This window comes from Streptomyces sp. NPDC055966, assembly GCF_042269865.1.
GTDB lineage: Bacteria > Actinomycetota > Actinomycetes > Streptomycetales > Streptomycetaceae > Streptomyces.
Genome location: NZ_JBHJYK010000026.1, coordinates 1 through 24,123 on the forward strand (window position 1 = coordinate 1; position 24,123 = coordinate 24,123).

The window sequence follows — 24,123 nt, forward strand, 5'->3', positions numbered from 1 at the left end:
GGGTGGTTCTGGTCATGAGGGGGTGGTTCTCCTGTCGTGCCCTCTCAGGCTAACCCGACGAAGCGGGACGTCTCACCCAAGGCTGACAGAGAGGGCTCATCACACGGAGCGGTCCCACCATCCGGCGGACGAGCAGTGAACGACGGCAGCAACGGGGCGAGCAGCTCCCAGAGTTCGTCAGGAACCAGACGCTGCGACAGATCAGCACCCACGACCTGCATCATGCCGCACAGACTTCACACCACGTGAGACAGCCACTATGTCGACTGCATGCCGGGTGGCCACTGGGATCACTCAGACGGAGCAATGTGTACATGGCCCGTCACGTTGCGCCGTCAGCGGTACGAGTGTTCCATGACAGAGGAGCGAACCGGCGTGAGAGCCCGGCCATGAAGGTCCTCGACCACGGAGATCAGACACATCCGACTGCCGGCCCCTCCCTCGGCGTCACGCCCTCCGTGGCCTGCCCGCGCCCTCCTCGAACAAGGAGATTCACCGATGGAAATGCGCGGACCCATGCATAGCCGTCGTCAATTCCTCGGAGCCGCAGCCGCAACCGCTGTGACAGCCCAGTTCGCCATGGGGGACACTGCGCAGGCACAGTCGGAATCGCGAGAACATATGGCTCATCCCGGGGTCGATCCTGCGAAACGGACGTCCTTTGGCCCGGTGAAGCAGATCCACGCCGGGGAACTCGACGTGGGGTACGTCGAAGCCGGACCGGCGAATGGGCAGGCGGTCCTGCTCATGCACGGCTGGCCCTACGACATTCACAGCTACGAGGCGGTCACGCCGTTGCTCGCGGCCAAGGGGTACAGGGTGATCGTCCCCTATCTGCGCGGCCATGGCACCACGCGATTCCTGTCGAGCAAAACGCCCAGGAACGCACAACAGTCGGCGTTCGCTGTCGACATCGTCGCGCTGATGGACGCCCTGAAGATCGACAAGGCCGTTCTCGCCGGGTACGACTGGGGATCGCGGACGGGCGACATCATTGCGGCCCTCTGGCCGGAGCGCTGCAAAGCGCTGATCTCGGTGACCGGCTACCTCGTTGTGAATGTCGAGGCCAACAAGACGCCGACGCCGCCGAAGAGCGAATGGGCCTGGTGGTATCAGTACTACTTCTCTACCGAAAGAGGCGTACTCGGCCTCCAGGAGTACCGGCGCGATCTGGCCAAACTGGTCTGGAAGTTCAACTCCCCGACCTGGAACTTCGACGAGGCGACCTTCGATCGGACGGCAGCGGCATTCGGCAACCCCGATTACGTCAGTATCGTGATCGACAACTACCGCTGGCGCCTTGGGCTCGCGAAGGGTCAGCCGCGGTATGACGAGCTGGAAAAGCGTCTGGCCGCGGCGCCGGTCATCAAGGTGCCGACGATCACCATCGACGGAGCGCACGATCCGTTCACCCCTCCGGGGAACGGGTCCGCGTATCGCAAGAAGTTCGCGGGCAAGTACGCGCACCGGACCCTGGACGTAGGGCACAACGTTCCGCAGGAGGACCCGCAGGGGTTCGCGGCGGCTGTCGTGGAGGTCGACGGGTTCTGACCGGTGCGGCGCCGCGAGGGACCTACCAGGTCTGCTCGGAAGCGCGGACGAGGACTTCGTTGACGGACACCCTGCGGTCACGCGTGACCACGAAGGCGACCGTGTCCGCGACGTCCTCGGGGCGCAGCATCTCCATCCCGGCCAGCTGCCGGCTCAACGACGCCCTGATCTCGTCCCGCGAGTGCGTGACGAACTCGGTGTCCACCGTCCCGGGTTCGATCACGCTCACGCGCAGTCGCTGCCGCATGATCTCCTGGCGCAGGGCCTCGGTGAACCCGTTCACACCGAACTTGGTCATGCTGTAGACCGCCGTGCCCGGCCGTGCCACACGTCCCGCGGTGGAGCTGATGTTGACCAGGTCCGCGACCCGGCGGGGCGAGTCCTCCGCCGCGCTCAGCAGGTGCGGCAGCGCCGCGTGGGTGACATGGAGCAGAGCCTGGAGGTTCACCCTCAGCATGCGTTCCCATTCCTGGGCCGGCGCGTTCAGGACCGGTCCGGCCATGCCCACGCCAGCGTTGTTGACGAGGACGTCCAGGCGGCCGAGTTCGACCACCACACGTTCCACGGCGGCCGTCGCCTCTTCCGGGTCCGTGATGTCGGCATCCACCACGAGGGCCGCCCCGCCCTCGGCGCGTATCTTCCCGGCCAACTCCTTGAGCCGGTCACGGCGCCGGGCGACCAGGGCGACGGCGGCGCCCTCCGCGGCGAGGCTCAGGGCGGTTGCCTCGCCGATGCCGCTGCTGGCGCCGGTCACCAGGGCAACGGTGTTCTGCAGACGTGCGGCCATGACTGTCTCCTTGATCTGGATCGAGATCGAAACTGGGGGGGAATGCGTGGCGGCGGCGATGCGGTGGTGGCCGACCGGCGCCCGTTGCGGGCCCGCGGCTGCTGGTGCTGGACGGTGCCGTCAGGCGGCCGTGGAGACGGTCGTGAGCATGTCGAGGGAGACCTGCCACAGACGGGCCGCGTTGTGGGGGTCCACCGCGTGGGCGGCGACTCCCCGGCGCACACCAGGCCGGTGCGGGCCGGCCTCGTTGCAGTCCTCGAAGTACCGGCCGGTCACACCCTCGGCCAAGGGAGAGGCGGCGAGCAGCACCGAGGTCGCGGCACCCTGCTCGATGTTCTTCCAGGACACGTCGGTGCTGGTGGGGTCGAACGAGGCCGGGCTGTTGGAGATGTCCCCGATGTGGCGGCCGAGCCGGGTGCTGGTGATGCGGCCCGGGTTGAGGGCGTTGACGGCGATGAGGTCGGTCGCCCAGCGGCGGCCCGCCTCGACCGCGAACAGGACATTGGCGGTCTTGGACTGGCTGTAGGCAGCCCATGGGTCGTAGGGGCGCTGCTCGAAGTTGATGTCGTCGAAGATCACGCCGCCGTTGACGTGGCCGACCGAGCTGACGGCGACCACGCGTGCACCGTGGGCTGCTGTCAGGGCGCTGTGCAGGCCGGTGGCGAGGGCGAAGTGGCCGAGGTGGTTGGTGGCGAACTGCATTTCCCAGCCCTCTTTCGTCCGCTCCAGCGGCGAGGCCATCACGCCGGCGTTGAGGACCAGGATGTGCAGGGGCCCCCGCCACGCCGCCACAAAGGCGTGCACCGATTTCTGATCGGCGAGGTCGAGCGGCGCGGCGTCGACCGTTCCCGGACCCTTTGCCGGCGCGATCTCCTTCGCGACCCGCACGCCGGCGGCCAGGTCGCGGACGCCGATGGTCACCTCGGCGCCGGCGGCGGCCAGGACCCGGGCGGTTTCACGTCCGATGCCGGAAGCGCCCCCGGTGACGATGGCGCGCCGGCCGCTCAGGCCGATGCCTGCCAGTACCTCGGCGGCGGTGGTCTGCGCTCCGAACGGGGTCGTGAGGAGGTTGTCGGTCATGGGTTCTCCAGGAAGGCGACGGGAACGGGAGGCGAGTGCGCGTCCGATGGCGCGCGGCCAGGGGGTGTCGTACCCTCATATCCGGAACTGGTTCCGGTTACGCCATCGAGAGTAAGCGGAACCGGTTCCGGTTGCAAGTGTGACGAGGAAGGGAGTCGGCGGTGACCGGCATCGAGGGGGGCTCGGCGCGGCCCGGCAGGCCGTTGCGCGCCGACGCGCAACGCAATGAGGACCGACTGCTGGAGGCGGCAGCGGACGCCTTCGCCCGTGAGGGAGCGGGCGCCTCGGTCAAGGACATCGCCCGTGCGGCAGGTGTCGGCGTCGGCACCCTCTACCGCCGGTTCCCCTCCAAGGAACTGCTGGTCGAGGCGATCTACCGGCAAGAAGTACAGCGCCTGTGCGAGGCGGCACAGCACCTCACCGCCACACAGCCACCGGTGGACGCGCTGCGGACCTGGATGGAGCGCTTCATCGACTTCATGGCCGCCAAGCAGGGCATGGCCGACGCGCTGGCCGTGGTCCTCACCGACGAGAGCGAGAGGGTACACACCCGGTCACTGCTCGCCGGCGCCATCGCCCACCTGCTCGGCGCCGCGGAGGGGCAGTCGGTGGCACGGCCGGGGGTCGAGGCGCAGGACGTGCTGATGGCCCTCGGCGGAATCAGTCTCATGGCCGCCAGCGAGGAACGACGCGACCTGGCCACCAGACTCATCGACCTGCTCCTGCACGGCGTCGTGACGAGCTGACGCGATCCGCGCGACCGCCGCCCCGGAGACTCCCTCGACGCCGCGATGGCCATGACGCCGGGCGGACCAGTGGGCAGTCGGTGTGGGCGCACCCCTGAACGCGGGAAGCGACCTGGGCGGCCTCGGTGGCGTCGAGGCTGGGTGGTCCGACGAGTCCACTCACCGCAGCCACCGAGCAGGAGCTGCGGCAGGCCGTACCGACACGGCTCGCCGCGGCCTTGGGCGGTACCGGTGCCTTGCCGGTGTCGGTCGGCGAAGGGCGACTGCGCGTCTGCTTCGACGGCGGGGTCCCGCTGCGGCGGGCCGACGCCGCGCACGGCACGTCGGTGCGCTGAGCACCCTCTCGGAGGCCCTCCGCACCGGCAAGGCGCAGCACCTTCCGCATCGGCAGGAATACATCCGCCGCCCGCGTCAGGACGTCACCGTGTCCCCGGTACGGCCATGACCTCGCCATGCCGGTCTTTCCCCTCGGCCCGGTCGGAGGCCGCAGCGCGACAGCGCGCCGGCGGATGGTCACCGCCGTTGTCGTCGAGGGCCCGGGCCCGTCGCTCGACGGGCCCGGGCCGGACGGCCCGCCGCCCAGGCCTTGCGCGGCGGGCTGGACGCCGAGGCGACCGCGGACCGGGTACTCGATGCCGCGTCCGCGGCCACGACGATGTGACGGTGCTGGTCGTGGGACGCGCCGAAGCGTGAAGTCGCGCACCCCGTCGGCGAGTCGTTAGCCTGAGTTCATACTCTGGCACCGATGAGGTCCCCACCGATGTGTGGGGCGGGCCCGCCGGGCCGCGCGCGTCGGCGAGTGACCGTCCCGTGGGGACGCCGGGCTCATACCTCCATATTCCGCCGGGCCCCGGGGCCGGTCCGACCGTCGCAGGTTCCGATCAGGATTGCACTCCGCATAGAGCGTGTCCGCGCAGTCACCCCGGGCAGAGCCGACTCGGCTTTCGCACAGAGGGAGATCGTCATGACCGACAGCCACGCGCGGACCCCGGCCATCCCCGGCGTCCTCGTCGATCCACTGCGTAACCGCGGCGTGGCCTTCACACCTGAGGAACGGGAAGCCCTCGGCCTCACGGGGCGCCTGCCCTCCGCAGTGCTCACGCTCGACCGGCAGGCTCAGCGTGCCTACCAGCAGATGCAGGCTCAGAACAGCGACCTCGCCAAGAACGTGTACCTGGAACAGCTGCACGACCGCAATGAAACCCTGTACTTCAAGGTACTCACCGAACACCTCGCCGAACTTCTGCCGATCGTCTACGACCCCACCGTGGGCGAAGCGATCGAAAAGTACTCCCACGAGTACCGACGCCCGCGCGGCATCTTCCTGTCCGTCGACCGGCCCGACGACATCGAGAAGGCCTTCGCCACGCTTCAACTCGGGCCCGAGGACGTCGACCTGATCGTGTGCACCGACGCGGAGGAGATCCTGGGCATCGGGGACTGGGGCGTGAACGGGATCCAGATATCGGTCGGGAAGCTCGCGGTCTACACCGCGGCCGCGGGCATCGACCCGAGCCGTGTCGTTCCCGTGTCGCTGGACGTGGGTACGGACCGGGCATCGCTCCAGGAGGACCCGCTGTACCTGGGCAACCGGCATCCCCGCGTCCGTGGCGCCGACTACGACTCGTTCATCGAGAAGTACCTGGAGACGGCGTCGTCCGCGTTCCCCGACGCGCTCCTGCACTTCGAGGACTTCGGTCCCAGCAACGCACGGCGGATCCTGGAGCAGTACGGCGGCCGCTACCGGATCTTCAACGACGACATGCAGGGCACCGGAGCCATCACACTGGCCGCGGCCCTGTCCGCCGTCAAGGTCAGCGGTGTGCGGATGCGTGACCAGAAACTGGTCGTCTTCGGCGCCGGGACCGCCGGCGTGGGCATCGCCGACCAACTGCGCGACACGATGATCCGCGACGGCGCGGACGCGGAGCGCGCCGCCGCACAGGTGTGGCTCGTCGACAAACAGGGACTGCTCATCCGGGACATGACCGACCTGCGCGACTTCCAGCAGACCTACGCGCGTGATCCGGCCGAGATCGCGGACTGGGAGCGGAGCGATGGTCAGGTCTCACTGCTGGAAACAGTGCGCAGGGTCGAGCCGACCATACTGCTGGGCACCTCCACCGCGCACGGCGCGTTCACGCGTGAGGTCGTCGAGGCCATGTCCGAGGGCACCGAGCGGCCGATCATCTTCCCGATCTCCAACCCCACCTCCCGGATCGAGGCCATGCCCGCCGACGTCATCGCCTGGTCCAGGGGGAAGGCGCTCGTCGCGACCGGCATCCCCGTCGAGCCCGTCGAATACGACGGCGTGACCTACCAGATCGGGCAGGCCAACAACGCACTGCTGTACCCCGGCCTGGGCCTGGGCACGATCGTCTCCGGTGCGTCCCAGGTGACCGCGGGCATGCTGCTCGCGGCCGCGCAGGCCGTCGCCGACCAGGTCGACCCCTCGGGGCCGGGCGCCTCCCTGCTGCCGCCCGTGGACGACCTGCGGGAGTCGTCCGCGATCACCGCGACCGCGGTGGTCGCGGCGGCCCTCGACGACGGCGTGGCCACCTCCAAACCGGTCGACATCGCAGAGGCTGTCCGCCAGGCCATGTGGCAGCCGGTCTACACGGACGGAGCAGCAGCATGAACAGGCGACACTCCGGCGCCGACCGCCCAGGGTCGGCCGCGCGGGACGAAGGCCCGGAGATCCTCGACATCCCCATCGGCCTGCACGCGACCGGCACCCGGCGGGAGACCGACTCCATGGGAGCCATCGATGTCCCCGCGGACCGCTACTGGGGCGCCCAGACACAACGGTCCCTGATCCACTTCTCCATCGGGGACGACCGGATGCCCAAGGCGGTCTACCACGCCTACGGCTACGTCAAGAAGGCCGCCGCCGCCGTCAACGGGCGCGCCGGGCGGCTCCCGGTCTGGCAGGCCGACCTGATCGAGCGGGTGGCCGACGAAGTCATCGCGGGCGACCTGGACGACCACTTCCCGCTGTACGTGTGGCAGACCGGGTCCGGTACGCAGTCCAACATGAACACCAACGAGGTGATCAGCAACCGCGCCATCCAACTGGCCGGCGGGGAACTGGGCAGCAAGTCCCCGGTCCACCCCAACGACCACGTCAACATGGGACAGTCGTCCAACGACACCTTCCCCACCGCCATGCACATCGCCGCGGTCAAGGAGATCCACGAGCACCTGCTGCCCAGTGTGCAGGCGCTGCAGCGTGCCATCGAGACGAAGGCACGGCAGTGGCACGACGTTGTGAAGATCGGCCGCACGCACCTGGAGGACGCCGTCCCTCTCACCGTGGGGCAGGAATGGTCCGGCTACGCCCACCAATTGCAACAAGCCATCGGCCGCGTCACCAGCGCCGCCGAGGGCCTGTACGAGCTTGCGATGGGCGGCACCGCGGTGGGCACGGGGCTCAACGCCCCGCCCGGATTCGGCGAGCAGGTGGCAGCCGACATCGCGGACGCGATCGGTTACCCGTTCACCACCGCGCAGAACAAGTTCGCCGCCCAGGGCGGTCTGGACGCCATGGCCGGCGCCTCCGCCGGGCTGCGGGCGCTGGCCGTGCCGCTGATGAAGATCGCCAACGACATCCGCTGGCTGGCCTCAGGCCCCCGCTGCGGCCTCGACGAACTCATCCTCCCGGCGAACGAGCCCGGTTCCTCGATCATGCCGGGCAAGGTCAACCCGACCCAGTGCGAGGCGATGGTCATGGTCTGCATCCAGGTGCTTTCCGAGGACGAGGCCATCGCCTTCGCCGGTACACAGGGCAACTTCGAACTCAACGCCATGCGCCCGGTCATCATCAACAACTTCCTGCACGCGGCGACCATCCTCGCCGACGCCTGCACCAAGATGCGCAAGTACTGCATCGAGGGCGCCGAGCTCAACCGCGACCAGATCGACCGTTACGTCGACCGGTCCCTGATGCTGGTCACGGCCCTCTCTCCCGTGATCGGTTACGACAAGGCCTCCGCGATCGCCCACAAGGCCGACGACGAGGACACCACCCTGCGTTCCGCCGCACTGGCTTCCGGTTACATCAGCGCCGAGGACTTCGACCGCATCGTCCGGCCCGCCGCCATGGTCGGTCAGGCGTAGAACAACACGGGGCGGGGCCGCCTGCACGTGGAGGCGCCCCGGTCGACGACACCTACCGACGGCAGCTCGGCAGCCCAGCCGCACAGCAGACCCTCGCGCGCTACCTGGACAACCTGGAAGGCACGCGGGAGGAAAGCCCGCTCCGGGCAGCTCAACGTGCTGGGTAACTGCGGAGCACGGCGCCGACGACGACCGCCACTGTGGAGGCGGCGGGGCCCATGGTGGTTGCAGCATGCACCGGTGCGCACCCGTAGCCGCTCCAGCGGTGGTGAGCCGCGCTCAAGGGGCCCACGATGGAGGGAGCGGCGGATCGCAAGCCCTTCGGTGATCACATGGTGGGACTGGTCGTCGTCGTGTAGTGCCTCCGCTGACCGCGTCGACTCTCTCGCCGGCGCTTGGCCAGTGGAAGATCACTGGCATGGCCGATCACTGCGGTCTGCACTCGGCGTTTGTCCAGGGCCATGCAACCGCCAGCCGTACTGGAGCCGAGATCCGCCTCCGGTTGGCGCCCTGCCACACTGCCGGGCGCCCAGCTGACTGACGGTATCTCACGCCACTGACAAACGCGGGGAGGCTGAGGCGTTGGGACCCACTGGGTTCGGCGCGCCGCTGCGCAGACAGTTACCTCAAGGGGAAGTCCGAAGCGCCGCCCAGACGCTGTGGCTCACGACGGCGTCACCAAACCATGGAGACTTCCTCTCAGCTTCCTGCCAGGCGACTCATCCGAGATCGAGACCTTCTTCCGCCATCACCTCGCATCCGTCGGAGTCGAGTGACCAGGTCGGTAGATCGACGCGGTCACGGGCCATGGTGGAAGGCGAAGACGGTCTCCAGGGGTGGGACGAGCGAGGCGATTCCAGCGGCGTTGCTCCCGCGCCCGCGGCCACGTCGAGGAATCGCCCGTGTATGACGTGACGATCCGGCGCACGCAGTACTGCTGCGAGCCTTTGCGGGCGAGCCCTGACGTAGCGGACGCCTCTTCGACCTGCAGTGCGTCCGCGGCGCCGGCCTTCGCGGGCCGAGGCGGTGTCAGGTCAGGTAGTCGGCGACGAGGGCGGCGAACTCGTCGGGAGTGGCGAGGCGGAAGCCTGCGGATCCCAACCGGGATTCGACGGCCCCGCCGCCCAACCCGATGACCCCGGTCACGTACGCCCGCCTGATCCACCAGATGTTCAGCCTCGTCGGCTACGCCATCGACAGTGACAACGTCGACTTGGCGGAACACCTCGACCTCGTCGACGCGATCCGCGAGCTCTACACCCGAGCCGGCACCGCTGCCCCCCGCCCCCGAGGACTACTGACCGCAACCGCGGAGCGATCACCCGGTGCAGCCACCACGTCCTGCTGCCGTGCAACCTCTAGCTTCCAACCATGCCCGTTGCATTGCGGCCGGGCTTCCTGACGGGGACCCGGGCAAGGCCGGGGTGCCCGTGCCTGGCATAGGCTTCTTGAGACCATCAAGATCGCGTCCGTGAATACGGACCGGTCCCATCCCAAGGAGGTTCCTTGCCCATCGTCGTTGCCACCCTCCGGACCAAGCCCGGCCGCCGGGAGGACGTGCTCGTTGCATTCCGCCGGCACGCTGCCGCCGTGCACGCTGAGCCCGGCTGCCTGCTCTACGCCGCCCATGCCGGCGAGGACCGCGTCACTGTCGTGGAGAACTGGGCCGATCAGGCCGCTCTCGACGCCCACTCGGCCGGGCCGGTGCTGGCCGCGCTGGGCGGGGAGATCGCGGACGCGCTGGCCGGCCCCATGGACGTCGCGGTGCTGGAACCGGTTCCCGCTGGTGAGCCGGAAAAGGGTCAGCTGTCGAACACCTGAGCCGGGCCGGGTCACCAGCACGGGTCGGCCGTCAGCGGCCGCCGCCCAGCCGCCCGCGCTGGCCCGGTCCCGACAGAATCGCCTGGATACGGCGCTGTCAGGGGCGCTGGGAAGAGACGACCGAGCTGGCCCGCGCAGTTGTTGAGTAGGTCGACAGCATTCATGACGAAGCCCGCCCTTTCGTCGTAGCCGCCCGCCACCTGTTCGCCGAGTGCCTGCTGCACACCGGCAACCTGACAGCCACCGAAGACCAGGCCACACGCGTGCGGCAGACGCGCACCGTGAGGCTTGGCGCCGACCACCCCTGCACGATCGTCATCAGCTGTGGCCTTGCCCGGATCCTCGCGGCCGCTGGCCGACTGGAGGAAGGCCAGCTTCTCGCCGCCCAAGTCCTTCCCGCGGCCGTGCGTGTCCTGGGTGAGCACAACGTTCACACCAGACGGCTCCGCGAACTGGCCGCGTGACCGCTGCCCGTCGCCTGGTGGGGCAGTCCGGGGTCGGCGGGCTGGAACTTCGACTGCTCGGACGGTGGCTTCAAGCTGGACGGCGGCTGCGGCGTCGAGGGCAGTGATGGCCTGGGCCACCACTGCACTGAGCCGGCTCGGCATCAGCTGACACGGCACGATTGCAGGCGCTGTCAAGCGTGTCGGAGGGCAGCGAGGCCGTGGCGGGACGGGTCATGGCGTCCGGCCCGTCGCTACGGGGGAGAGCTGCGGGCCGGACGCTTCACGATGACACACGCCCCCTGCCACCCGGAAGAATCGAGGTCGACTTCCTGCCGCGCGGCGTCAGGTGGGGTAGTCGGCGACGAGGACGGAGAACTCGCCGGGGTGGCGAGGCGGATGCCGAGGTCTTCGGCGTCGGCGCGTTGGGAGCCTGCGTTGTCACCGGCGACCACCGGGGTGGTCTTCTTGGTCACGCTGGACGTAGGCGCCTTGGTCTGAACACCAAGGAGGGATCATGGCTGTCACGATGACGCTGGCCGCACGCACAGGAGCGGCCTTCCAGGTACCGCGGGGCGGAACACTGCGTGTGATCAACACGTACGGGAGCCAGGTGGTCGACACCTGGGCCGTAGCAAGGCAGGAACCGCAGCACGGGCTGTCGATGGCGCACACCCGCGCCGTGCTCGGCCGCCTGGTGGTGAAGGCCGGTGACGAGCTGGTCGACGACCGGCGCAGGCCCGTCCTGCACATCGCCGAGGACACCTCGCCGGGCGTGCACGACACCTTGATCCCGGCCTGTGACCCCGTCCGGTACCGGCAACTGGGACACACAGGTCACCACGACAACTGCAGCGACAACTACCACCGAGCCCTCGCCGACTCCGGCCTCCCGGACCTCCTGATCCCAGTGCCCGTTCCACTCAATTTGTTCATGAATGTGCCCGTCAACTCGGACGGCGACATCGTGTTCAGCGCGCCGGTCAGCCGTCCGGGCGACTCGGTGCTCCTGCGGGCGCTCGCGGATGTGGTGGTCGTGCTGTCCGCCTGTCCGCAGGACATCCTCCCGGTCAACGGCGTTCTCCAGCAGCCGAGGGACGTGGAGGTCCGGATCACGGACGCCCCGGGCAAGCACACAGAAGAGCGGTCATGGACTGGGAAACGGGCTCGGACGCCGCTGCCACGCGTCGCCGGACGGCGGGGCCGCCTCCACACCCGTGGCGCGACAGGTCCTGACGTCCGGCCCGTAGCCACGGCGCCTGAATCAGGCTGCGGCTCGCGTGCATTGAGCTCCTTGCCGCGCATCGTGACGTAGTCGGTGAGCCGATCCTCCAGGCGTGACGGCACCTGCCCCACGAGCTCGATCCCATCCAGGGTGACCTACGGGCCACGCAGAGCGTTGACCGCGACACCCGCCAGGCCGATCGGCTCGTCGTAGTACGCAGTGACCGCCGGCCCGGAGAACCTGGCATCAGAGGCCGTGGTCCTACCGGATGTGATCACTGAGTTTCCGCTGTTCAGGCATGGTTCCGGTGTCGTCGTGGGAGCGTTTGGGCGATCAGTTCGTCCTCGACGATGCGGAGGTGGCCGGTGGCGTCGGTGCTGGGTTTGCTGGAGGAGCGGGAGACCGCTGCCCGGGTGCGGGGGGGAGGGAGGAGGAGCTTCAGGCGGAGGCGGACCGGATCCTGTCCGAACTCGCTGGAGCCGAGTCGGTGTTGGAGCGCCGGGTGATCGCTCGGGTGGAGCTGGCCGAGGCCCTGGGGGGATGCGACGAATGCGGCCGTGCAGGAGGCGCCGGAGCCGGTGCCGGCGGTCAAAGTGGTGAAGGTCCCGGTCGCGAATTCGATCGTGCCGCGCTTCGGGGAGGGAAGGACGGTGGAAGCGCTCGTGCCGGACTATCGGCGGATCGTGGAGCTGGTGGAGTCCGGTCCGGAAGCCGGTGAGGGGATGTCGGCGAAGGAGATCGCGTTCAGGCTGGGGCTGGAGGTGGTGCCGGCGAAGACCGAGGGGGTGCGGTCCAAGGCGAGGCGCCTGGCCGAACGGGGCTGGCTGGCCGTGTCGCCGTCCGGCCGGTTCACGCCGTGCCGGCCCACCGTGACTGTTCCTGCCGCCGTCGGGAAGCCGGGCGGGCGAGGCGACGGCTCATGAGCATGGCCTGCGAGAAGTAGATGAACGCCGCGGTGCTGGCGGGGAGTGTCTCAAAGTCCCGCACCAGGCGGCGCGGGCGCATCAGCCACCCCAGCGTGCGCTCTACTACCCACCTTCTCGGCAGCACCACGAACCCCTTCATGTCATCGCTGCGTTTGACGATCTGCAGCGTGAGCTGGAGTTTCTCGTTCGTCCAGGTGACCAGGCGGCAGGCATAGCCGCCGTCGGCCCACACCGGCGTGATCTTGTGGAACCGTGCCCGCAGGCGGGACAGCATGACGCGGGCGGCCTGGCGGTCGGTGACGTCGACGGCACACACCAGCACCACCAGCAGCAGGCCCAGGCAGTCCGTGATGACGTGCCGGCGTCTTCCGTTGATCTTCTTGCCGCCGTCATAGCCGCGCGTGACGGCGGACACCGAGGCGGCGCCCTTGACCGATTGCGAGTCGATGACCGCCGCGGTCGGCTCTGCCTCGCGGCCCTCGGCCTCACGGACCCAGCCGCGCAGCCGGTCGTGGAACTCCTTGACCAGGCCGTGCTCCCGCCACCTGTGGAAGAAGGCATACACCCGGTCCCAGGCAGGGAAGTCGGCAGGCATAGAACGCCACTTGATGCCGTTGTCGGTGACGTACCGGATCGCATCCAGCATCACGCGGTGACAGTAGCCCTCCGGCTGCCCGCCCCGGCCCTCCAGCCAGGTCGGCACCGGCATCGCGTCCCGCACCACTGCCCACTCCGCGTCCGTCATGTCCGACGGATACACCGGCACCCTCTCCGGGCGGTCGGCCGCGTTCCCGAACCTGTGCGCGAGACAATTGCACGACGACACACGGGAGTTGGACGAGACAGGGGCCGTCACGCAAGACTGGAACAACAGGGCCTCCTGGCACTCGCGTGGTCGCAAACCCGAGCTACCAAGGGGCCTTGAACTCATTCATCCACCCGGCCGAGATCACGCGGCCAAGGACCGTGCTGGAGTGGGACTATTCGCCTGAGCAGCCCTCATCCTTGCTGGGAACAGGCGCGGTGCCGGTCAGGGAGGAAGCGCCCCGGTGCGTTTCGAAGGGGGTACTTGGCTTGCTCCCGTCCCATCCAGTCTGTCGTGGGGTGTGAACCGACGCCGTGCTGGTGGCCGGATCACAGAAGGTACGCGACCATTGGTACCCCCCTCGGTCTGAAGCGATGCTGCGCGTGACGTCAGTCGTTGCAGGTGGCGGTGGTGGTGGCGGGCGTCGGACGACCGCAGAGCCCATGCCAGCAGCATGCCGGTGGACAGTGCTGTCACGTGGCCGACGGGAGTGACCCCCAGCGTGGTCAGGCCGCTCGTGATGTGCGGTGCGCGCACCGCGAGCGCGGCGAGCGCGGTCCATCGGTGCCACCGCCGGGCTCCCGCTGCCACCACGGCGGCCAGGGCCGAGACGATCACGTAGGACGGGCCGACGTCCAGCGTCGCACGCAGCGCCGGGTCGGCTTGGCCCGCCGCGATCCGCGCTGCCAGCAGCCCTTCGCTCACCAGCGTGCCGAGGACTTGGCCGGCCGCGATCAGCGCGACCGCCCGTATGTTGCCGAAGCGGATGACGAGAAACGCCAGCATGGCCCCGGTCAGGGCGATGCCGCGCAGACAGGCCCAGGGATCGGCACCGAACAGGAAGGCGGAGGCGACGAGCGCCTCCACAGGATGATCACCCATATTGGCCAGGTTGGTCGACGCCCAGGCGTTCACCGCGTGATCACCGCCGTACGTCAGGGACGACGCGGCGGCGAGCAGGGCGAAGCCCCAGGGCACAGGGGAAAGCCAGCGGCGGGCGGGAGTCTGGGAGAGATCCATGTGGCCGACCTTGGCAGAGGGTGCCCGTGCCGCGGATCTGGCCACGGAATGACCGGCTGATCTCTGTCTCTGGACAGAGGCGGATGATCGCCCTCCTGGCTAGGGTCGGATGCGTGCGAGGCATGATGGTGAGACATGACGTGGCGTCCTTCGCCAGGGGACTGAGCCCGACTCAGCTGATCGGGCTGGATGTGCTTTTGGCCATGGCCCTGATGGCGTGGAACGTCTTGTGGTGGACGTTTGGCGCGCACCGCACGGGCTGGCCGGCATGGCAGGCCGTGCTGACGTGCTCGTTGTTCTTGGCTGTCGCCGTCCGCCGGCTGCTGCCACTGCCGGCTCTGGCGGTGGCGTCGGTGGTGATGGCCACCGAGGCCGCGGTCGGCCTGTCGGGGATCGTGGCGACTGCCTTGGTGGTGTACGAGGTGGCGGCCACCCGGCCCGCGCGTGTCGCGGCGTACGCGGGCGCGGTGGCAGGCGCCGTACAACTCGCCTTGTTGACCCCTCTGCAGGACGTAACAGGGCATTCCTGGGGGTTGCCGGGGCTGATCCAACTCCTCATCATCCAGGCCGCCGCCTGGGCGATCGGGTGGTCCACCAGACGGGGCCGCGCCTATTCCCAGGGCCTGGTCGAGCAGGCCGAGGAGCGGGCACAGCTCCTCCTCGTCGAGGAACGCATACGCATCGCCCGGGAGTTGCACGACGTCGTCGCGCACAGCCTGAGCGTCATCGCGGTGCAGGCGGGCGTCGGCCACCACGTGATCGGCAGCCGACCCGACGAGGCCGCGAAATCCCTCTCCGCGATCGAGACCACCAGCAGGGCCGCGCTGGGGGAACTGCGCTCCCTACTGGGTGTCCTGCGTGACGACGACGGCGCCGAATGGCTGCCCGGCGGCCTCGACGACCTGAACACACTCGTCGAACAGACCCGACGGGCAGGCGTGCAGGTCGACTTGACGACCAGCGGTCACCCGCACGACCTGCCCCGAGGTGTGGACCGCGGCCGCCTACCGCATCGTGCAGGAAGCCCTGACCAACGTCGTCAAGCATGCCCGCACCAGCCATGCCCGGGCGACGGTCGCCCACGCGCCGGGCGAGGTCGCTCTCACGGTCGTCGACGCCGGAGCCGGCCGCACGACCACCCCGGTCACCGAGGGCCACGGCCTGACCGGCATGAAGGAACGCGCCACCCTTTACGGCGGCGAGTTTCACGCGGGCCCGCTCTCCCCGCACGGCTTTCGCGTCACCGCCCGGCTGCCGTACGCCACGGACGCGCGAGCAGCCCAGTTCCCCGTGGGCGCCGACCTGGAGGGCGCATGACGGTGCGGGTCGTCGTGGTGGACGACGAGACGCTGGTGCGTGCCGGGTTCCGGGTGCTGATCGAGTCGGAAAACGATCTCCAGGTCGTCGGCGAGGCGGCCGACGGGACCGAGGCGGTCAGGGTGATCCGCGAACTGCGCCCCGACGTCGCTCTGATGGACATCCGGATGCCCGGGCTCAATGGCATCGAGGCCATCCGCGCGCTGCTCGGCGGCCCGTCTCCGGTGCCCGTCCACGTCCTGGTGCTCACCACCTTCGACCTGGACGAGTACGTCTTCGAGGCGCTCCGCGCAGGCGCCGCGGGCTTCCTCCTCAAGGACACTCCACCCGCACGCCTGATCGACGCCGTGCGAGTGATCGCCACCGGGGAGTCGCTGCTGTCACCCGGCGTCACCCGCAAGCTCATCGAGACCTACGTCCGCCGCCCCGGCTACCCCGGCCCGGTCACCCGCACCTTGGACGGGGTGACCGGCCGCGAGCGTGACGTGCTGGGCTTGATCGCACGTGGCCTGTCCAACAATGAAATCGCAGCCGAGCTGTATCTGACTGTGGGCACGGTCAAGACCCACGTCAGCCATTTGCTGACGAAGCTGGGGGCCAGGGACCGGGCCCAACTCGTCATCGCCGCCTACGAAAGCGGACTGGCAGGGCCCGCACGTTGTTGAACCAGGACGAGCAGGAACCGGTTGTGGGGCAGGAGGTTCACGCCTCGGCCGGTGCGATCCACGCGGGGCACGACACAGCCCAGCCACCCGCGGATGGGTCAACCGGCTTGACGCCCGTCCCGGCGAGCCGCACGTACCCGGGCCCTCCACCTTGATCGTGGACACCTCGACACTGGATCTTGAGTCCAGGGAGAGGAGTTCCAGGTGGGGACCTACAACCACTCGGCGGAGTTCCGGGCCGACGCGGTGGCGTTGACCCGTTCGTCGGGTCGGCCCGTGTCAGGCATCGCGGCCGAGCTCGGCGTTGACCACGAGACGCTGCGGCCCTGCGCAAGCAGGTCCGGCGGATACGCAACTCCGCATCGTGGCTAGTGCTGCTCCCACTGCTCCTTGGTGATCTCGTACCGTACGCCTCCCTGCTCGGAGCTCTCGATCATCTCCATGCCGCAGGGAGTGGGGACGGTGTCCGCGAGCGTCAGCTTCTCCATGATGTTGTGCGAACCGTGGTTCACCGACATCGTCCCAGCCCTGACCATGCGCAAACCGAGTTCTGTGAACGCCTTGCCCAACAAGTTCCGCGAGCCCTCGGTGGGAAGACCCACTCCTTGCCGGTGATTGCCGCCGACGGCCGGATCCCCTTGGCGCAGCCGCCCTTGCGGCAGATCGTCGGCGCGGGATGGCCTTGCACGGCGGTGACCGGCCCGACCGCCTCACCGGCTTGAGACGGGCGCGTCGATCGCGGCGCCCGCGAATCGCGCGGCGGCGCAGGCCTCGACCGAGCGGGTGTCTCGCGGCGTGCCAGGCAGTGACGTACTGGGCGCGTCCACAGGCGGCTTCTAGCATCGGCGGCATGCTGGGGCTTCCTGCGCGCATCCGCGCCTGCCTGTTCGACCTGGACGGGGTGCTCACCCAGACCGCGAAGGTGCACGCGGCGTCCTGGAAGGAGATGTTCGACGCATATCTCCGCGAGCGCGCGACGTGCGAGGGCAACACGTTCGTGCCGTTCGACGCGGTCGGTGACTACGACGAGTATGTGGACGGTCGGCCTCGTGAGGACGGCGTGCGCACGTTCCTCGCCGCACGCGGGGTGCACCTTCCCGAGGGATCGCCAGGCGACCCGCCGGAGGCGGAGACGGTGTCCGGCCTGGGCAACCGGAAGAACGAGCTGGTCCTGCGGCGGATCCGCGAGGAGGGGGTGGAACCCTACGACGGCTCGGTCCGGTTCGTGCACACGGTGCGGGCGGCAGGACTGCGCTGCGCGGTGGTGTCGTCGAGCGCGAACGCCCGGGACATCCTGCGAGCGGCGGGCATCGAGGGGCTGTTCGACGAGCGGATCGACGGAGTGGTCACGCGCGAGCGCCGGCTGCGGGGCAAGCCCGCCCCGGACACCTACCTGGAGGCGGCCCGAGGGCTCAGCACGGATCCGGGGGAGGCCGCGGTGTTCGAGGACGCTCTCGCGGGCGTCGAGGCCGGGCGGGCGGGACGCTTCGGTGTGGTCGTGGGCGTCGACCGGGTGGGTCAGGCGGAGCAACTACAGGCGCACGGCGCCGATCTGGTGGTCCGTGACCTGGCCGACCTTCTGGAGGAGCGGTGATCACCCATCCCAGCTTCATGGTCGAGCCGTGGGCACTGCGTGAGACCGAGCTGAACCTGGATGTGCTCGCCCAGAGCGAGTCCGTCTTCGCCCTCTCCAACGGGCACGTCGGGTGGCGCGGCAATCTTGACGAGGGAGAGCCGCACGGACTGCCCGGCGCGTACCTCAACGGCGTCCACGAACAGCATCCGCTGCCTTATGCCGAAGCCGGCTACGGATATCCCGAGTCCGGCCAGACGATGATCAACGTCACCGACGGCAAGGTCATCCGGTTGTTCGTCGACGATCACCCGTACGATCTGCGCTACGGTCGGCTGGTCGCGCACGAGCGGGTCCTCGACTTCCGCTCCGGCATCCTCAGCCGCACCGCGCGGTGGACGTCGCCCGGCGGTCGTACGGTGCGCATTTCCTCGCGTCGGCTCGTGTCCTTCACCCAGCGCGCGGTGGCCGCGGTGGTGTACGAGGTGGAACCGGTCGATGGCCCGGCCACGGTGGCCGTGCAGTCCGAGCTCGTCGCCAACGCCCAGTTGCCGCGTTTCGAGGGCGATCCTCGCGTGGCCGCGGCGATCGAGTCACCGCTGCTGGCCGAGGAGCAGTTCGCCGAGGACACTCGACTGCGGCTGGTGCACCGTACCGACCGCAGTGCGCTGCGGGTGGGGGCAGCGGCCGACCATCTCGTCGAAGGACCGCAGATCACCCGCTGGACGGCGCAGTGCGAGCCGAACGTCAGCCGGCTGACGGTGACCGCGGACCTGGTGCCTGGGCAACCGCTCCGACTGGTGAAGTTCGTGGCCTATGGCTGGTCGGGGGAGCGTTCGCTGCCGGCCGTACACGATCAGGTGGACGCCGCGGTGGCGGCCGCGGTCAGCACCGGCTGGGACGGTCTGGCCATGGCGCAGCGGGCGTATCTGGATCGCTTCTGGGCGTGCGCGGACGTCGAGGTCGAGGGCAGCGCGCGCATCCAGCAGGCGGTGCGGTTCGCCCTCTTCCATGTGCTCCAGGCGGCGGCCCGTAATGAGAACCGCGCGATCCCCGCCAAGGGCCTGACCGGAACCGGGTACGACGGGCACTGTTTCTGGGACACCGAGTCGTATGTGCTTCCGGTGCTGACGTTCACCGCTCCGGGAACCGTCGCATCGGCGCTGAGGGCGCGTCACCGGATGCTGCCAGCGGCGCGGGAACGCGCACGCCAGCTGGGGCTTGCGGGAGCGGCGTTCCCCTGGCGCACGATCGACGGTGCCGAGTGTTCCGCCTACTGGCCGGCCGGTACGGCCGCCTTCCACATCAATGCGGCCATCGCGATGAGCGCCGACCGGTACGTCATGGCGACGGGGGACGAGGACTTCGAGCGCGGTGAGGGGCTCGACCTCCTCGTGGACACCGCTCGGCTGTGGCGCTCGCTCGGGCACCACGACGCGGAAGGCGTCTTCCACATCGACGGCGTCACCGGCCCCGACGAGTACAGCGCGATCGCCCGCGACAACCTGTACACCAACCTGATGGCCCGGCAGAACCTGATCTCGGCCGCGAACGCTGCCGCGCGTCATCCGGAACGCGCCGCAGAGCTGGGCGTCGACGACGAGGAGACCGCGGCGTGGCGGGACGCCGCGTCCCGCATGGCGGTGCCGTACAACGAAGCGCTCGGCGTTCACGAGCAGTCGGCCGGTTTCACGAGTTTTCAGCGCTGGGACTTCGAGGCGACGCCGCCCGAGAACTACCCGCTCCTGCTGCACTACCCCTACTTCGACCTGTATCGCAAGCAGGTGGTGAAGCAGGCCGACGTGGTGCTGGCGATGATGGAGTGCCCCGATACCTTCTCCGACGAGCAGAAGGCACGCAACTTCGCCTACTACGACGCGCTGACCGTCCGTGACTCCTCCTTGTCGGCGTGTTTCCAGGCGGTGCTCGCCGCCGAGACCGGCCATCTGCGCCTGGCCCACGCCTACCTCAGCGAAGCCGCGCTGATGGACCTGGACGACCTGGAGCACAACACCCGTGACGGGCTCCACATCGCCTCCCTCGCCGGGACCTGGATCGCGCTGGTCGGCGGGTTCGGAGGCTTGCGCCGGTACGTCGGCGACGAAGGGAGCCAGGACCAGCTGGCGTTCGCGCCCCGCCTGCCGGAGGCGCTGTCCAGGGTGGCGTTCACGCTGCTGGTGCGCGGACGCAGGCTGAAGGTGGACATCGGTCCGTCCCTTGTTCGCTACCGCCTGGTGGACGGCGAACCGCTGGTCGTGCTGCATCACGGCGAGCCCACGACCCTGACCGCCGACGCTCCGGTGGACCGCCGGATGCCGCCTGCGCCCATGCTCCCCGAGCCGCAACAGCCGCCGGGCCGGCGCCCAGTGGGCCTGCCGTCCGAGGACGAGGAACAGCCGACGACACAGGACTACCGGTAGTCCGTCAGATCCGGCAGTGGTGGGTGGTCCGTGGGTTGATGTCCGTTTCGAAGTGAGGCTTGGGGCAAGGGTGCTGGCTGCGGTGCCGGCTACTGTTGCCGGGTAAAGCAGCTGGTGTCGGCTTCGGTGAGGATGCCGAGTGTGACCAGGCGCTTCGGCTTGGCCCGGGTGCCTTCGACGTTCTTCGGCAGCAGTTCATGGCCGAGGGCCTGGCAGACGTCCTTGGCCCGCAGGGGCCGGTCGCTTCGTTGAAGGCGGTCGGGATGCGCGGGTAGTCCGGGTGCTCGGGCGGTTCGAGCGGGGATGCGGGGAGCCGGTCGGCGAAGCCGGCGACGGTCCTGCGGGTGATCGCGAGGCGCCTGAGACGTGTCTCGGGCTGCCGTAGCCGGGTCCGCAGGTCGTCGATTCGCGTGCGCAGGTCGTCGGCCAGGGCCCGGCGGCGTCGGCGGCGGTGGACCTCGAGACGGCCGCCAGCCGCCGTAGAAAAGGCGGTGATCCCGGTGACCGCGTCCACGACCGCACGGAACCCAAGGCTGTCCACAGGACCGCACCGGGGTCCGACCACCGGCTTCTTCGCGGCGTCGTCAGAGGGCTGGCCGGTGGTTGCACCGGGCCGTCTCTTGTGCTGCGTCAGCCCAGAAGCCCGGCAAGCACGGCCGTCGCCGCGTTCAGCAACTCCTCGGCAGCGGGGCCGCCCGCGGTGGTACGGGCGAGCAGGCCCTCACGTGCGGCCAGGACCACCTGAGCGGCCTGCTCGGCGGAAACGCCGGGGGGTACCAGCTCTGGCAGGACCCGGTGCAGCAGTGTCGCCACCGCCGCCGTCACCGTGCGGTCGTGCGCGGCGACCCGGTCGGCGAGTTCGGATGTTCGGGCGGCCAGCAGGCGGAACTCCAGGAAGAGCAGCATCCACCCGGCTTCGGCGGCCTCGACCCGCAGCAGTGCCTCGACCAGCCGACGTGCCCGTTCCTCGGGGCCCAACGCTTCGGCCGCTGCGGTCAGGTGTTCCAGCTCGCTCATTCGCTTGGCCGCTTGCTCGTCGAAGAGCGCCAGCAGCAGGTCCTCCTTGGTGGCGAAGTTCGAGTAGAAGGCCCCGCGGGTGTAGCCGGCGGCGGTGCAGATGTCCTCGATGCTCGTCCGTGCGTATCCCACGGACAGGAACAGTTCGCCCGCCGCCGACAGGAGGCGGGCTCTGGTGTGGACGCGGCGGCGTGGGGGCCGGGGCGTGGAAGGTCCGGCCGGAGAGGAGTTCACAACATCACGATACATGGTGTATTCAATACGTGTCGTATTGAAACGGGGAGAGGACCACAGCCATGAACCGACTGCTCATCACCGACGCCCACCTACTCCATCCCGAGACCGGCAGCCGTACCGACCCGGGCTGGATCGAGGTCGCCGACGGCCGGATCGCTGCCACCGGCACCGGCCGCCCGCCCGGCGCCGGACAGGACGTGCGGGTCCTCGGTGCGGCCGGCGCCACCGTGATGCCCGGCCTGATCGACGCCCACGTCCACCTGCTGGTCACCTCCCTCGACCTGGCCGCCATCGCCTCCTGGACCCCCGGCTACCTGACCGTCCGGGCCCTCGCGGAGGCGGAACGGATGCTGCGCCGCGGCTTCACCACCGTCCGGGACGTCGGCGGCGCCGATCACGGCATGGCCCAAGCCCTGGCCGAAGGGCTGGCACTCGGCCCGCGACTCGTCCACGGAGGGAAGGCGCTCTCCCAGACCGGCGGCCACGGCGACCTGCGCCCGCTCGGAGACGACTCGGTGCCCTGCTGCGAGAGCCGTCCCCACTTCGCCCGGATCGCGGACGGAACCGACGCCGTACGCGCGGCGGCCCGGGATGAGTTCCGTAAGGGCGCCGCCCATCTGAAGGTGCTGCTCTCCGGCGGGGTGGCCTCGCCGCACGACGAGATCGCGGCCGTCCAGTACAGCGAGGAGGAAATAAGCGCCGCCGTTCAGGAGGCGGAGAACCACAACCGGTACGTCACCGCGCACGCTTACCACCCACGCGCCATCGATCGCGCCCTGCGGGCCGGCGTACGTTGCGTCGAACACGGCAACCTGATCGACGACGCGACCATCCAACTACTCCTGGAGCGGGACGCCTTCCTGGTGCCGACCCTGGTCGCCTACGAGCAGACCGCGAAACTCAGCCGGCAGTCCGGCCTGCCGGAGTCGTCCTACCGCAAGCTCACCGAGGTCCGCGACCAGGGGCTGGCCGCCCTGGAGAACGCCCACCGCGCGGGCGTCAACCTGGTCTACGGCAGTGACCTGCTCGGACCGCTGCACTCAGCGCAGTTGGAGGAGTTCACCCTGCGCGCCGAGGTCCAGCCCGCTGCGGATGTCATCCGCTCTGCCACCAGCACGGCGGCCCGCCTGCTGCGGATGGACGGTGAGATCGGCACCCTCGCTCCGGGCGCGCACGCCGACCTGCTCGTCGTGGACGGCGACCCGCTCGCGGACCTGACCGTCCTCACCCGTCCCGAGCGGCACCTTCGGCACGTGATCAAAGCCGGTTCCCCCCTCTGAGGGGGCCTCTTGAGCGAGGGGGCGCATGAGGTTCTCGTGCGGGATCGTCATGCCATGGCGATGGCATGACGCGGACTTTGAGACGTCATCTCGTTCTCAAAGACGGGCTGGGAAAGACGGCCAGCCTGGTGACGTGATCATTTGGCCAGAGGGAGAACCGTCGCAGCAGGCAAGGATCTTCATCCGGCTGACATCACCAGAGAGGAATTGTCAAAACCTGTGGACGGGGAAGATCAGACGCTGACGGGCTGCCGTGGTCTGCGAGCTATGTCGAGGGCCCACGCGACTCAGGGCTGCTGGGCCGTTCCTAACCCAACGCGAGCCAGGTGACACCCAGCCTGGCGATCCGGGAGGACTCCTCCGGCCGCAGCGGCTCACGCCCAGTGAGTTTGCGAAGCAAACGGGCACGGCTCCAACCCAGCTCGGTCACCCCGCTCGTGTCCGGTCCGGCGAGGAGTTCCAGCAGCAGGTCTCCGGCCGGCGGCGTCAGCCATGTCTCACGCCCGAGTGCATCCGCCAAGTCGATCCCGTGCACGGCGACTTCGAAGACGCGCGTCAGCATGAAGTCGGCGAGCAACATGGCGTCGCCGTGTCGTGTCCGCACCACTCGGTGCTCCGGCTCCTTCCGGCACAACTCTTCCGCCTTCCGCCAGGTTTGGGTGAAGTCGGCGACGAGCTCGGCCCCTGAACGATGACGAGCGGCTCGGTCTCGTCCAAGCTCGATTCGGGCCGCGTTGGTCGCGGTGCTGAAGCGGCGGTCCGGCCTGTAGTACTCGGTCGCGGAAACTTCTGGGACCTCGGGAGCCTGGCCGTCGATCATGTCGGGCACCCAGTCCAGGACGACGCAGACATGGCCCAGCAGTTCATGGGCGGACCACGGTGAACACCGTGTCGGGCGGTCCCACGCCACTTCCGGCAGCCCCGCGAGTCCCCGGCCGAGCGCCTCGGCCTCTGTCTCGAACGCGTCCAACACCCGGGAGAGGTCCATGATCATCAGGCTACCAGCGGGCCCCGTACCGGTCTGTGGTCAGGCTGCAGCCGCAGTTTCCGGGCGTTCGACCAGGGGGCCGTTCTCGAAGCTGGCGCCGGCGCGG

Annotated in this window: 25 protein-coding genes and 1 pseudogene; 16 read left to right on the forward strand and 10 right to left on the reverse strand. The window is 69.2% G+C overall.

Annotated elements, in window-relative coordinates:
• The first annotated feature begins 516 nt into the window (after positions 1-516).
• Positions 517-1,551, forward strand: coding sequence for an alpha/beta fold hydrolase (locus tag ACFC8N_RS39670; RefSeq protein ID WP_376294260.1), 1,035 nt, complete (start codon positions 517-519; stop codon positions 1,549-1,551).
• 22 nt (positions 1,552-1,573) lie between these two features.
• Here ACFC8N_RS39670 and ACFC8N_RS39675 read toward each other — a convergent pair whose 3' ends face one another.
• Entirely contained in the window at positions 1,574-2,338 is a 765-nt protein-coding gene (locus ACFC8N_RS39675) for an SDR family NAD(P)-dependent oxidoreductase (RefSeq protein ID WP_376294040.1), read from the reverse strand.
• 120 nt (positions 2,339-2,458) lie between these two features.
• Complete coding sequence (locus ACFC8N_RS39680) at positions 2,459-3,418, reverse strand: SDR family NAD(P)-dependent oxidoreductase (protein ID WP_376294043.1); 960 nt, start codon at positions 3,416-3,418, stop codon at positions 2,459-2,461.
• A 161-nt stretch (positions 3,419-3,579) separates the two neighbouring features.
• Between ACFC8N_RS39680 and ACFC8N_RS39685 the strand changes: the two genes are divergently transcribed.
• From ACFC8N_RS39685 to ACFC8N_RS39710, 6 genes are all read left to right on the forward strand, one after another.
• Positions 3,580-4,164, forward strand: a complete 585-nt coding sequence (locus ACFC8N_RS39685; protein ID WP_376294045.1) for a TetR/AcrR family transcriptional regulator — start codon at positions 3,580-3,582, stop codon at positions 4,162-4,164.
• 125 nt (positions 4,165-4,289) lie between these two features.
• On the forward strand, positions 4,290-4,499 hold the full coding sequence (locus ACFC8N_RS39690; protein WP_376294047.1) for a hypothetical protein: 210 nt from the start codon (positions 4,290-4,292) through the stop codon (positions 4,497-4,499).
• 629 nt (positions 4,500-5,128) lie between these two features.
• Positions 5,129-6,802, forward strand: coding sequence for an NAD-dependent malic enzyme (locus ACFC8N_RS39695; RefSeq protein ID WP_376294049.1), 1,674 nt, complete (start codon positions 5,129-5,131; stop codon positions 6,800-6,802).
• Positions 6,799-8,280 (forward strand): class II fumarate hydratase, encoded by a 1,482-nt coding sequence (gene fumC, locus ACFC8N_RS39700; protein ID WP_376294052.1) that lies wholly within the window; start codon positions 6,799-6,801, stop codon positions 8,278-8,280. The genes ACFC8N_RS39695 and fumC overlap by 4 nt, the downstream gene beginning before the upstream one ends.
• Positions 8,281-9,786: 1,506 nt before the next feature.
• Entirely contained in the window at positions 9,787-10,101 is a 315-nt protein-coding gene (locus ACFC8N_RS39705; protein ID WP_376294055.1) for a putative quinol monooxygenase, read from the forward strand.
• A 233-nt stretch (positions 10,102-10,334) separates the two neighbouring features.
• Entirely contained in the window at positions 10,335-10,565 is a 231-nt protein-coding gene (locus tag ACFC8N_RS39710; RefSeq protein ID WP_376294262.1) for a hypothetical protein, read from the forward strand.
• Between the two features lie 233 nt (positions 10,566-10,798).
• Here ACFC8N_RS39710 and ACFC8N_RS39715 read toward each other — a convergent pair whose 3' ends face one another.
• Complete coding sequence (locus tag ACFC8N_RS39715; protein ID WP_376294279.1) at positions 10,799-11,020, reverse strand: hypothetical protein; 222 nt, start codon at positions 11,018-11,020, stop codon at positions 10,799-10,801.
• Between the two features lie 41 nt (positions 11,021-11,061).
• On the opposite strand from ACFC8N_RS39715, the gene ACFC8N_RS39720 reads away from it, so the two are divergent.
• Positions 11,062-11,859: a DUF1989 domain-containing protein gene (locus ACFC8N_RS39720; RefSeq protein WP_376294057.1), complete on the forward strand. Its 798-nt coding sequence runs from the start codon at positions 11,062-11,064 to the stop codon at positions 11,857-11,859.
• A gap of 467 nt (positions 11,860-12,326) precedes the next feature.
• The gene (locus ACFC8N_RS39725; RefSeq protein ID WP_376294060.1) at positions 12,327-12,692 is read left to right on the forward strand and encodes a hypothetical protein; all 366 of its coding nucleotides are present in this window, start codon (positions 12,327-12,329) and stop codon (positions 12,690-12,692) included.
• Here the strand turns inward: ACFC8N_RS39725 and ACFC8N_RS39730 are convergent.
• The 3 genes from ACFC8N_RS39730 to ACFC8N_RS39740 all read right to left on the reverse strand — a co-directional run bounded on the left by ACFC8N_RS39730 (position 12,619) and on the right by ACFC8N_RS39740 (position 14,953).
• Complete coding sequence (locus ACFC8N_RS39730; protein WP_376294062.1) at positions 12,619-13,440, reverse strand: IS5 family transposase; 822 nt, start codon at positions 13,438-13,440, stop codon at positions 12,619-12,621. The two genes, ACFC8N_RS39725 and ACFC8N_RS39730, sit on opposite strands and share 74 nt — an antisense overlap.
• Before the next feature lie 285 nt (positions 13,441-13,725).
• Positions 13,726-14,520 carry a rhomboid-like protein gene (locus tag ACFC8N_RS39735; RefSeq protein ID WP_376294065.1) on the reverse strand — a complete coding sequence of 265 codons (795 nt, stop codon included), beginning with the start codon at positions 14,518-14,520 and terminating at the stop codon, positions 13,726-13,728.
• 172 nt (positions 14,521-14,692) lie between these two features.
• Complete coding sequence (locus ACFC8N_RS39740; protein WP_376294282.1) at positions 14,693-14,953, reverse strand: hypothetical protein; 261 nt, start codon at positions 14,951-14,953, stop codon at positions 14,693-14,695.
• On the opposite strand from ACFC8N_RS39740, the pseudogene ACFC8N_RS39745 reads away from it, so the two are divergent.
• Positions 14,880-15,326 (forward strand): annotated as a pseudogene (locus ACFC8N_RS39745) (histidine kinase); the annotation flags it as partial. The gene ACFC8N_RS39740 and the pseudogene ACFC8N_RS39745 sit on opposite strands and share 74 nt — an antisense overlap.
• Positions 15,327-15,362: 36 nt before the next feature.
• Here the strand turns inward: ACFC8N_RS39745 and ACFC8N_RS39750 are convergent.
• Positions 15,363-15,488, reverse strand: a complete 126-nt coding sequence (locus ACFC8N_RS39750) for a hypothetical protein (RefSeq protein WP_376294284.1) — start codon at positions 15,486-15,488, stop codon at positions 15,363-15,365.
• Between the two features lie 19 nt (positions 15,489-15,507).
• Between ACFC8N_RS39750 and ACFC8N_RS39755 the strand changes: the two genes are divergently transcribed.
• From ACFC8N_RS39755 to ACFC8N_RS39765, 3 genes are all read left to right on the forward strand, one after another.
• Positions 15,508-15,837: an ATP-binding protein gene (locus ACFC8N_RS39755; protein ID WP_376294265.1), complete on the forward strand. Its 330-nt coding sequence runs from the start codon at positions 15,508-15,510 to the stop codon at positions 15,835-15,837.
• The gene (locus tag ACFC8N_RS39760; RefSeq protein WP_356028048.1) at positions 15,834-16,502 is read left to right on the forward strand and encodes a response regulator transcription factor; all 669 of its coding nucleotides are present in this window, start codon (positions 15,834-15,836) and stop codon (positions 16,500-16,502) included. The genes ACFC8N_RS39755 and ACFC8N_RS39760 overlap by 4 nt, the downstream gene beginning before the upstream one ends.
• A 204-nt stretch (positions 16,503-16,706) precedes the next feature.
• Positions 16,707-16,874 carry a transposase gene (locus ACFC8N_RS39765; RefSeq protein WP_376294067.1) on the forward strand — a complete coding sequence of 56 codons (168 nt, stop codon included), beginning with the start codon at positions 16,707-16,709 and terminating at the stop codon, positions 16,872-16,874.
• Here ACFC8N_RS39765 and ACFC8N_RS39770 read toward each other — a convergent pair.
• A complete protein-coding gene (locus ACFC8N_RS39770) occupies positions 16,871-17,014 on the reverse strand; it encodes a hypothetical protein (protein ID WP_376294069.1) in 144 nt (47 codons plus the stop codon). The two genes, ACFC8N_RS39765 and ACFC8N_RS39770, sit on opposite strands and share 4 nt — an antisense overlap.
• A 338-nt stretch (positions 17,015-17,352) precedes the next feature.
• Here ACFC8N_RS39770 and ACFC8N_RS39775 point away from each other — a divergent pair, with 338 nt between their 5' ends.
• Together ACFC8N_RS39775 and ACFC8N_RS39780 are read left to right on the forward strand one after the other, a co-directional pair.
• Positions 17,353-18,096, forward strand: coding sequence for an HAD family hydrolase (locus ACFC8N_RS39775; RefSeq protein ID WP_376294070.1), 744 nt, complete (start codon positions 17,353-17,355; stop codon positions 18,094-18,096).
• Positions 18,093-20,495 carry a glycoside hydrolase family 65 protein gene (locus ACFC8N_RS39780; RefSeq protein WP_376294073.1) on the forward strand — a complete coding sequence of 801 codons (2,403 nt, stop codon included), beginning with the start codon at positions 18,093-18,095 and terminating at the stop codon, positions 20,493-20,495. Before ACFC8N_RS39775 ends, ACFC8N_RS39780 begins: the two co-directional genes overlap by 4 nt.
• Before the next feature lie 630 nt (positions 20,496-21,125).
• Here the strand turns inward: ACFC8N_RS39780 and ACFC8N_RS39785 are convergent.
• Positions 21,126-21,746 carry a TetR/AcrR family transcriptional regulator gene (locus ACFC8N_RS39785; protein WP_376294075.1) on the reverse strand — a complete coding sequence of 207 codons (621 nt, stop codon included), beginning with the start codon at positions 21,744-21,746 and terminating at the stop codon, positions 21,126-21,128.
• Between the two features lie 62 nt (positions 21,747-21,808).
• On the opposite strand from ACFC8N_RS39785, the gene ACFC8N_RS39790 reads away from it, so the two are divergent.
• Positions 21,809-23,029: an amidohydrolase family protein gene (locus ACFC8N_RS39790; protein WP_376294078.1), complete on the forward strand. Its 1,221-nt coding sequence runs from the start codon at positions 21,809-21,811 to the stop codon at positions 23,027-23,029.
• Positions 23,030-23,336: 307 nt separating this feature from the next.
• On the opposite strand, the gene ACFC8N_RS39795 is transcribed toward ACFC8N_RS39790, so the two are convergent.
• A complete protein-coding gene (locus ACFC8N_RS39795; protein ID WP_356028065.1) occupies positions 23,337-24,017 on the reverse strand; it encodes a maleylpyruvate isomerase family mycothiol-dependent enzyme in 681 nt (226 codons plus the stop codon).
• Between the last annotated feature and the right edge of the window lie 106 nt (positions 24,018-24,123).

Coding starts and splice junctions, on each gene's coding strand:
- ACFC8N_RS39670 (WP_376294260.1), top strand. CDS start 517: ATGCATAGCCGTCGTCAATTCCTCGGAGCCGCAGCCGCAACCGCTGTG.
- ACFC8N_RS39675 (WP_376294040.1), bottom strand. CDS start 2,338: ATGGCCGCACGTCTGCAGAACACCGTTGCCCTGGTGACCGGCGCCAGC.
- ACFC8N_RS39680 (WP_376294043.1), bottom strand. CDS start 3,418: ATGACCGACAACCTCCTCACGACCCCGTTCGGAGCGCAGACCACCGCC.
- ACFC8N_RS39695 (WP_376294049.1), top strand. CDS start 5,129: ATGACCGACAGCCACGCGCGGACCCCGGCCATCCCCGGCGTCCTCGTC.
- fumC (WP_376294052.1), top strand. CDS start 6,799: ATGAACAGGCGACACTCCGGCGCCGACCGCCCAGGGTCGGCCGCGCGG.
- ACFC8N_RS39720 (WP_376294057.1), top strand. CDS start 11,062: ATGGCTGTCACGATGACGCTGGCCGCACGCACAGGAGCGGCCTTCCAG.
- ACFC8N_RS39730 (WP_376294062.1), bottom strand. CDS start 13,440: ATGACGGACGCGGAGTGGGCAGTGGTGCGGGACGCGATGCCGGTGCCG.
- ACFC8N_RS39735 (WP_376294065.1), bottom strand. CDS start 14,520: ATGGATCTCTCCCAGACTCCCGCCCGCCGCTGGCTTTCCCCTGTGCCC.
- ACFC8N_RS39760 (WP_356028048.1), top strand. CDS start 15,834: ATGACGGTGCGGGTCGTCGTGGTGGACGACGAGACGCTGGTGCGTGCC.
- ACFC8N_RS39775 (WP_376294070.1), top strand. CDS start 17,353: ATGCTGGGGCTTCCTGCGCGCATCCGCGCCTGCCTGTTCGACCTGGAC.
- ACFC8N_RS39790 (WP_376294078.1), top strand. CDS start 21,809: ATGAACCGACTGCTCATCACCGACGCCCACCTACTCCATCCCGAGACC.
- ACFC8N_RS39795 (WP_356028065.1), bottom strand. CDS start 24,017: ATGGACCTCTCCCGGGTGTTGGACGCGTTCGAGACAGAGGCCGAGGCG.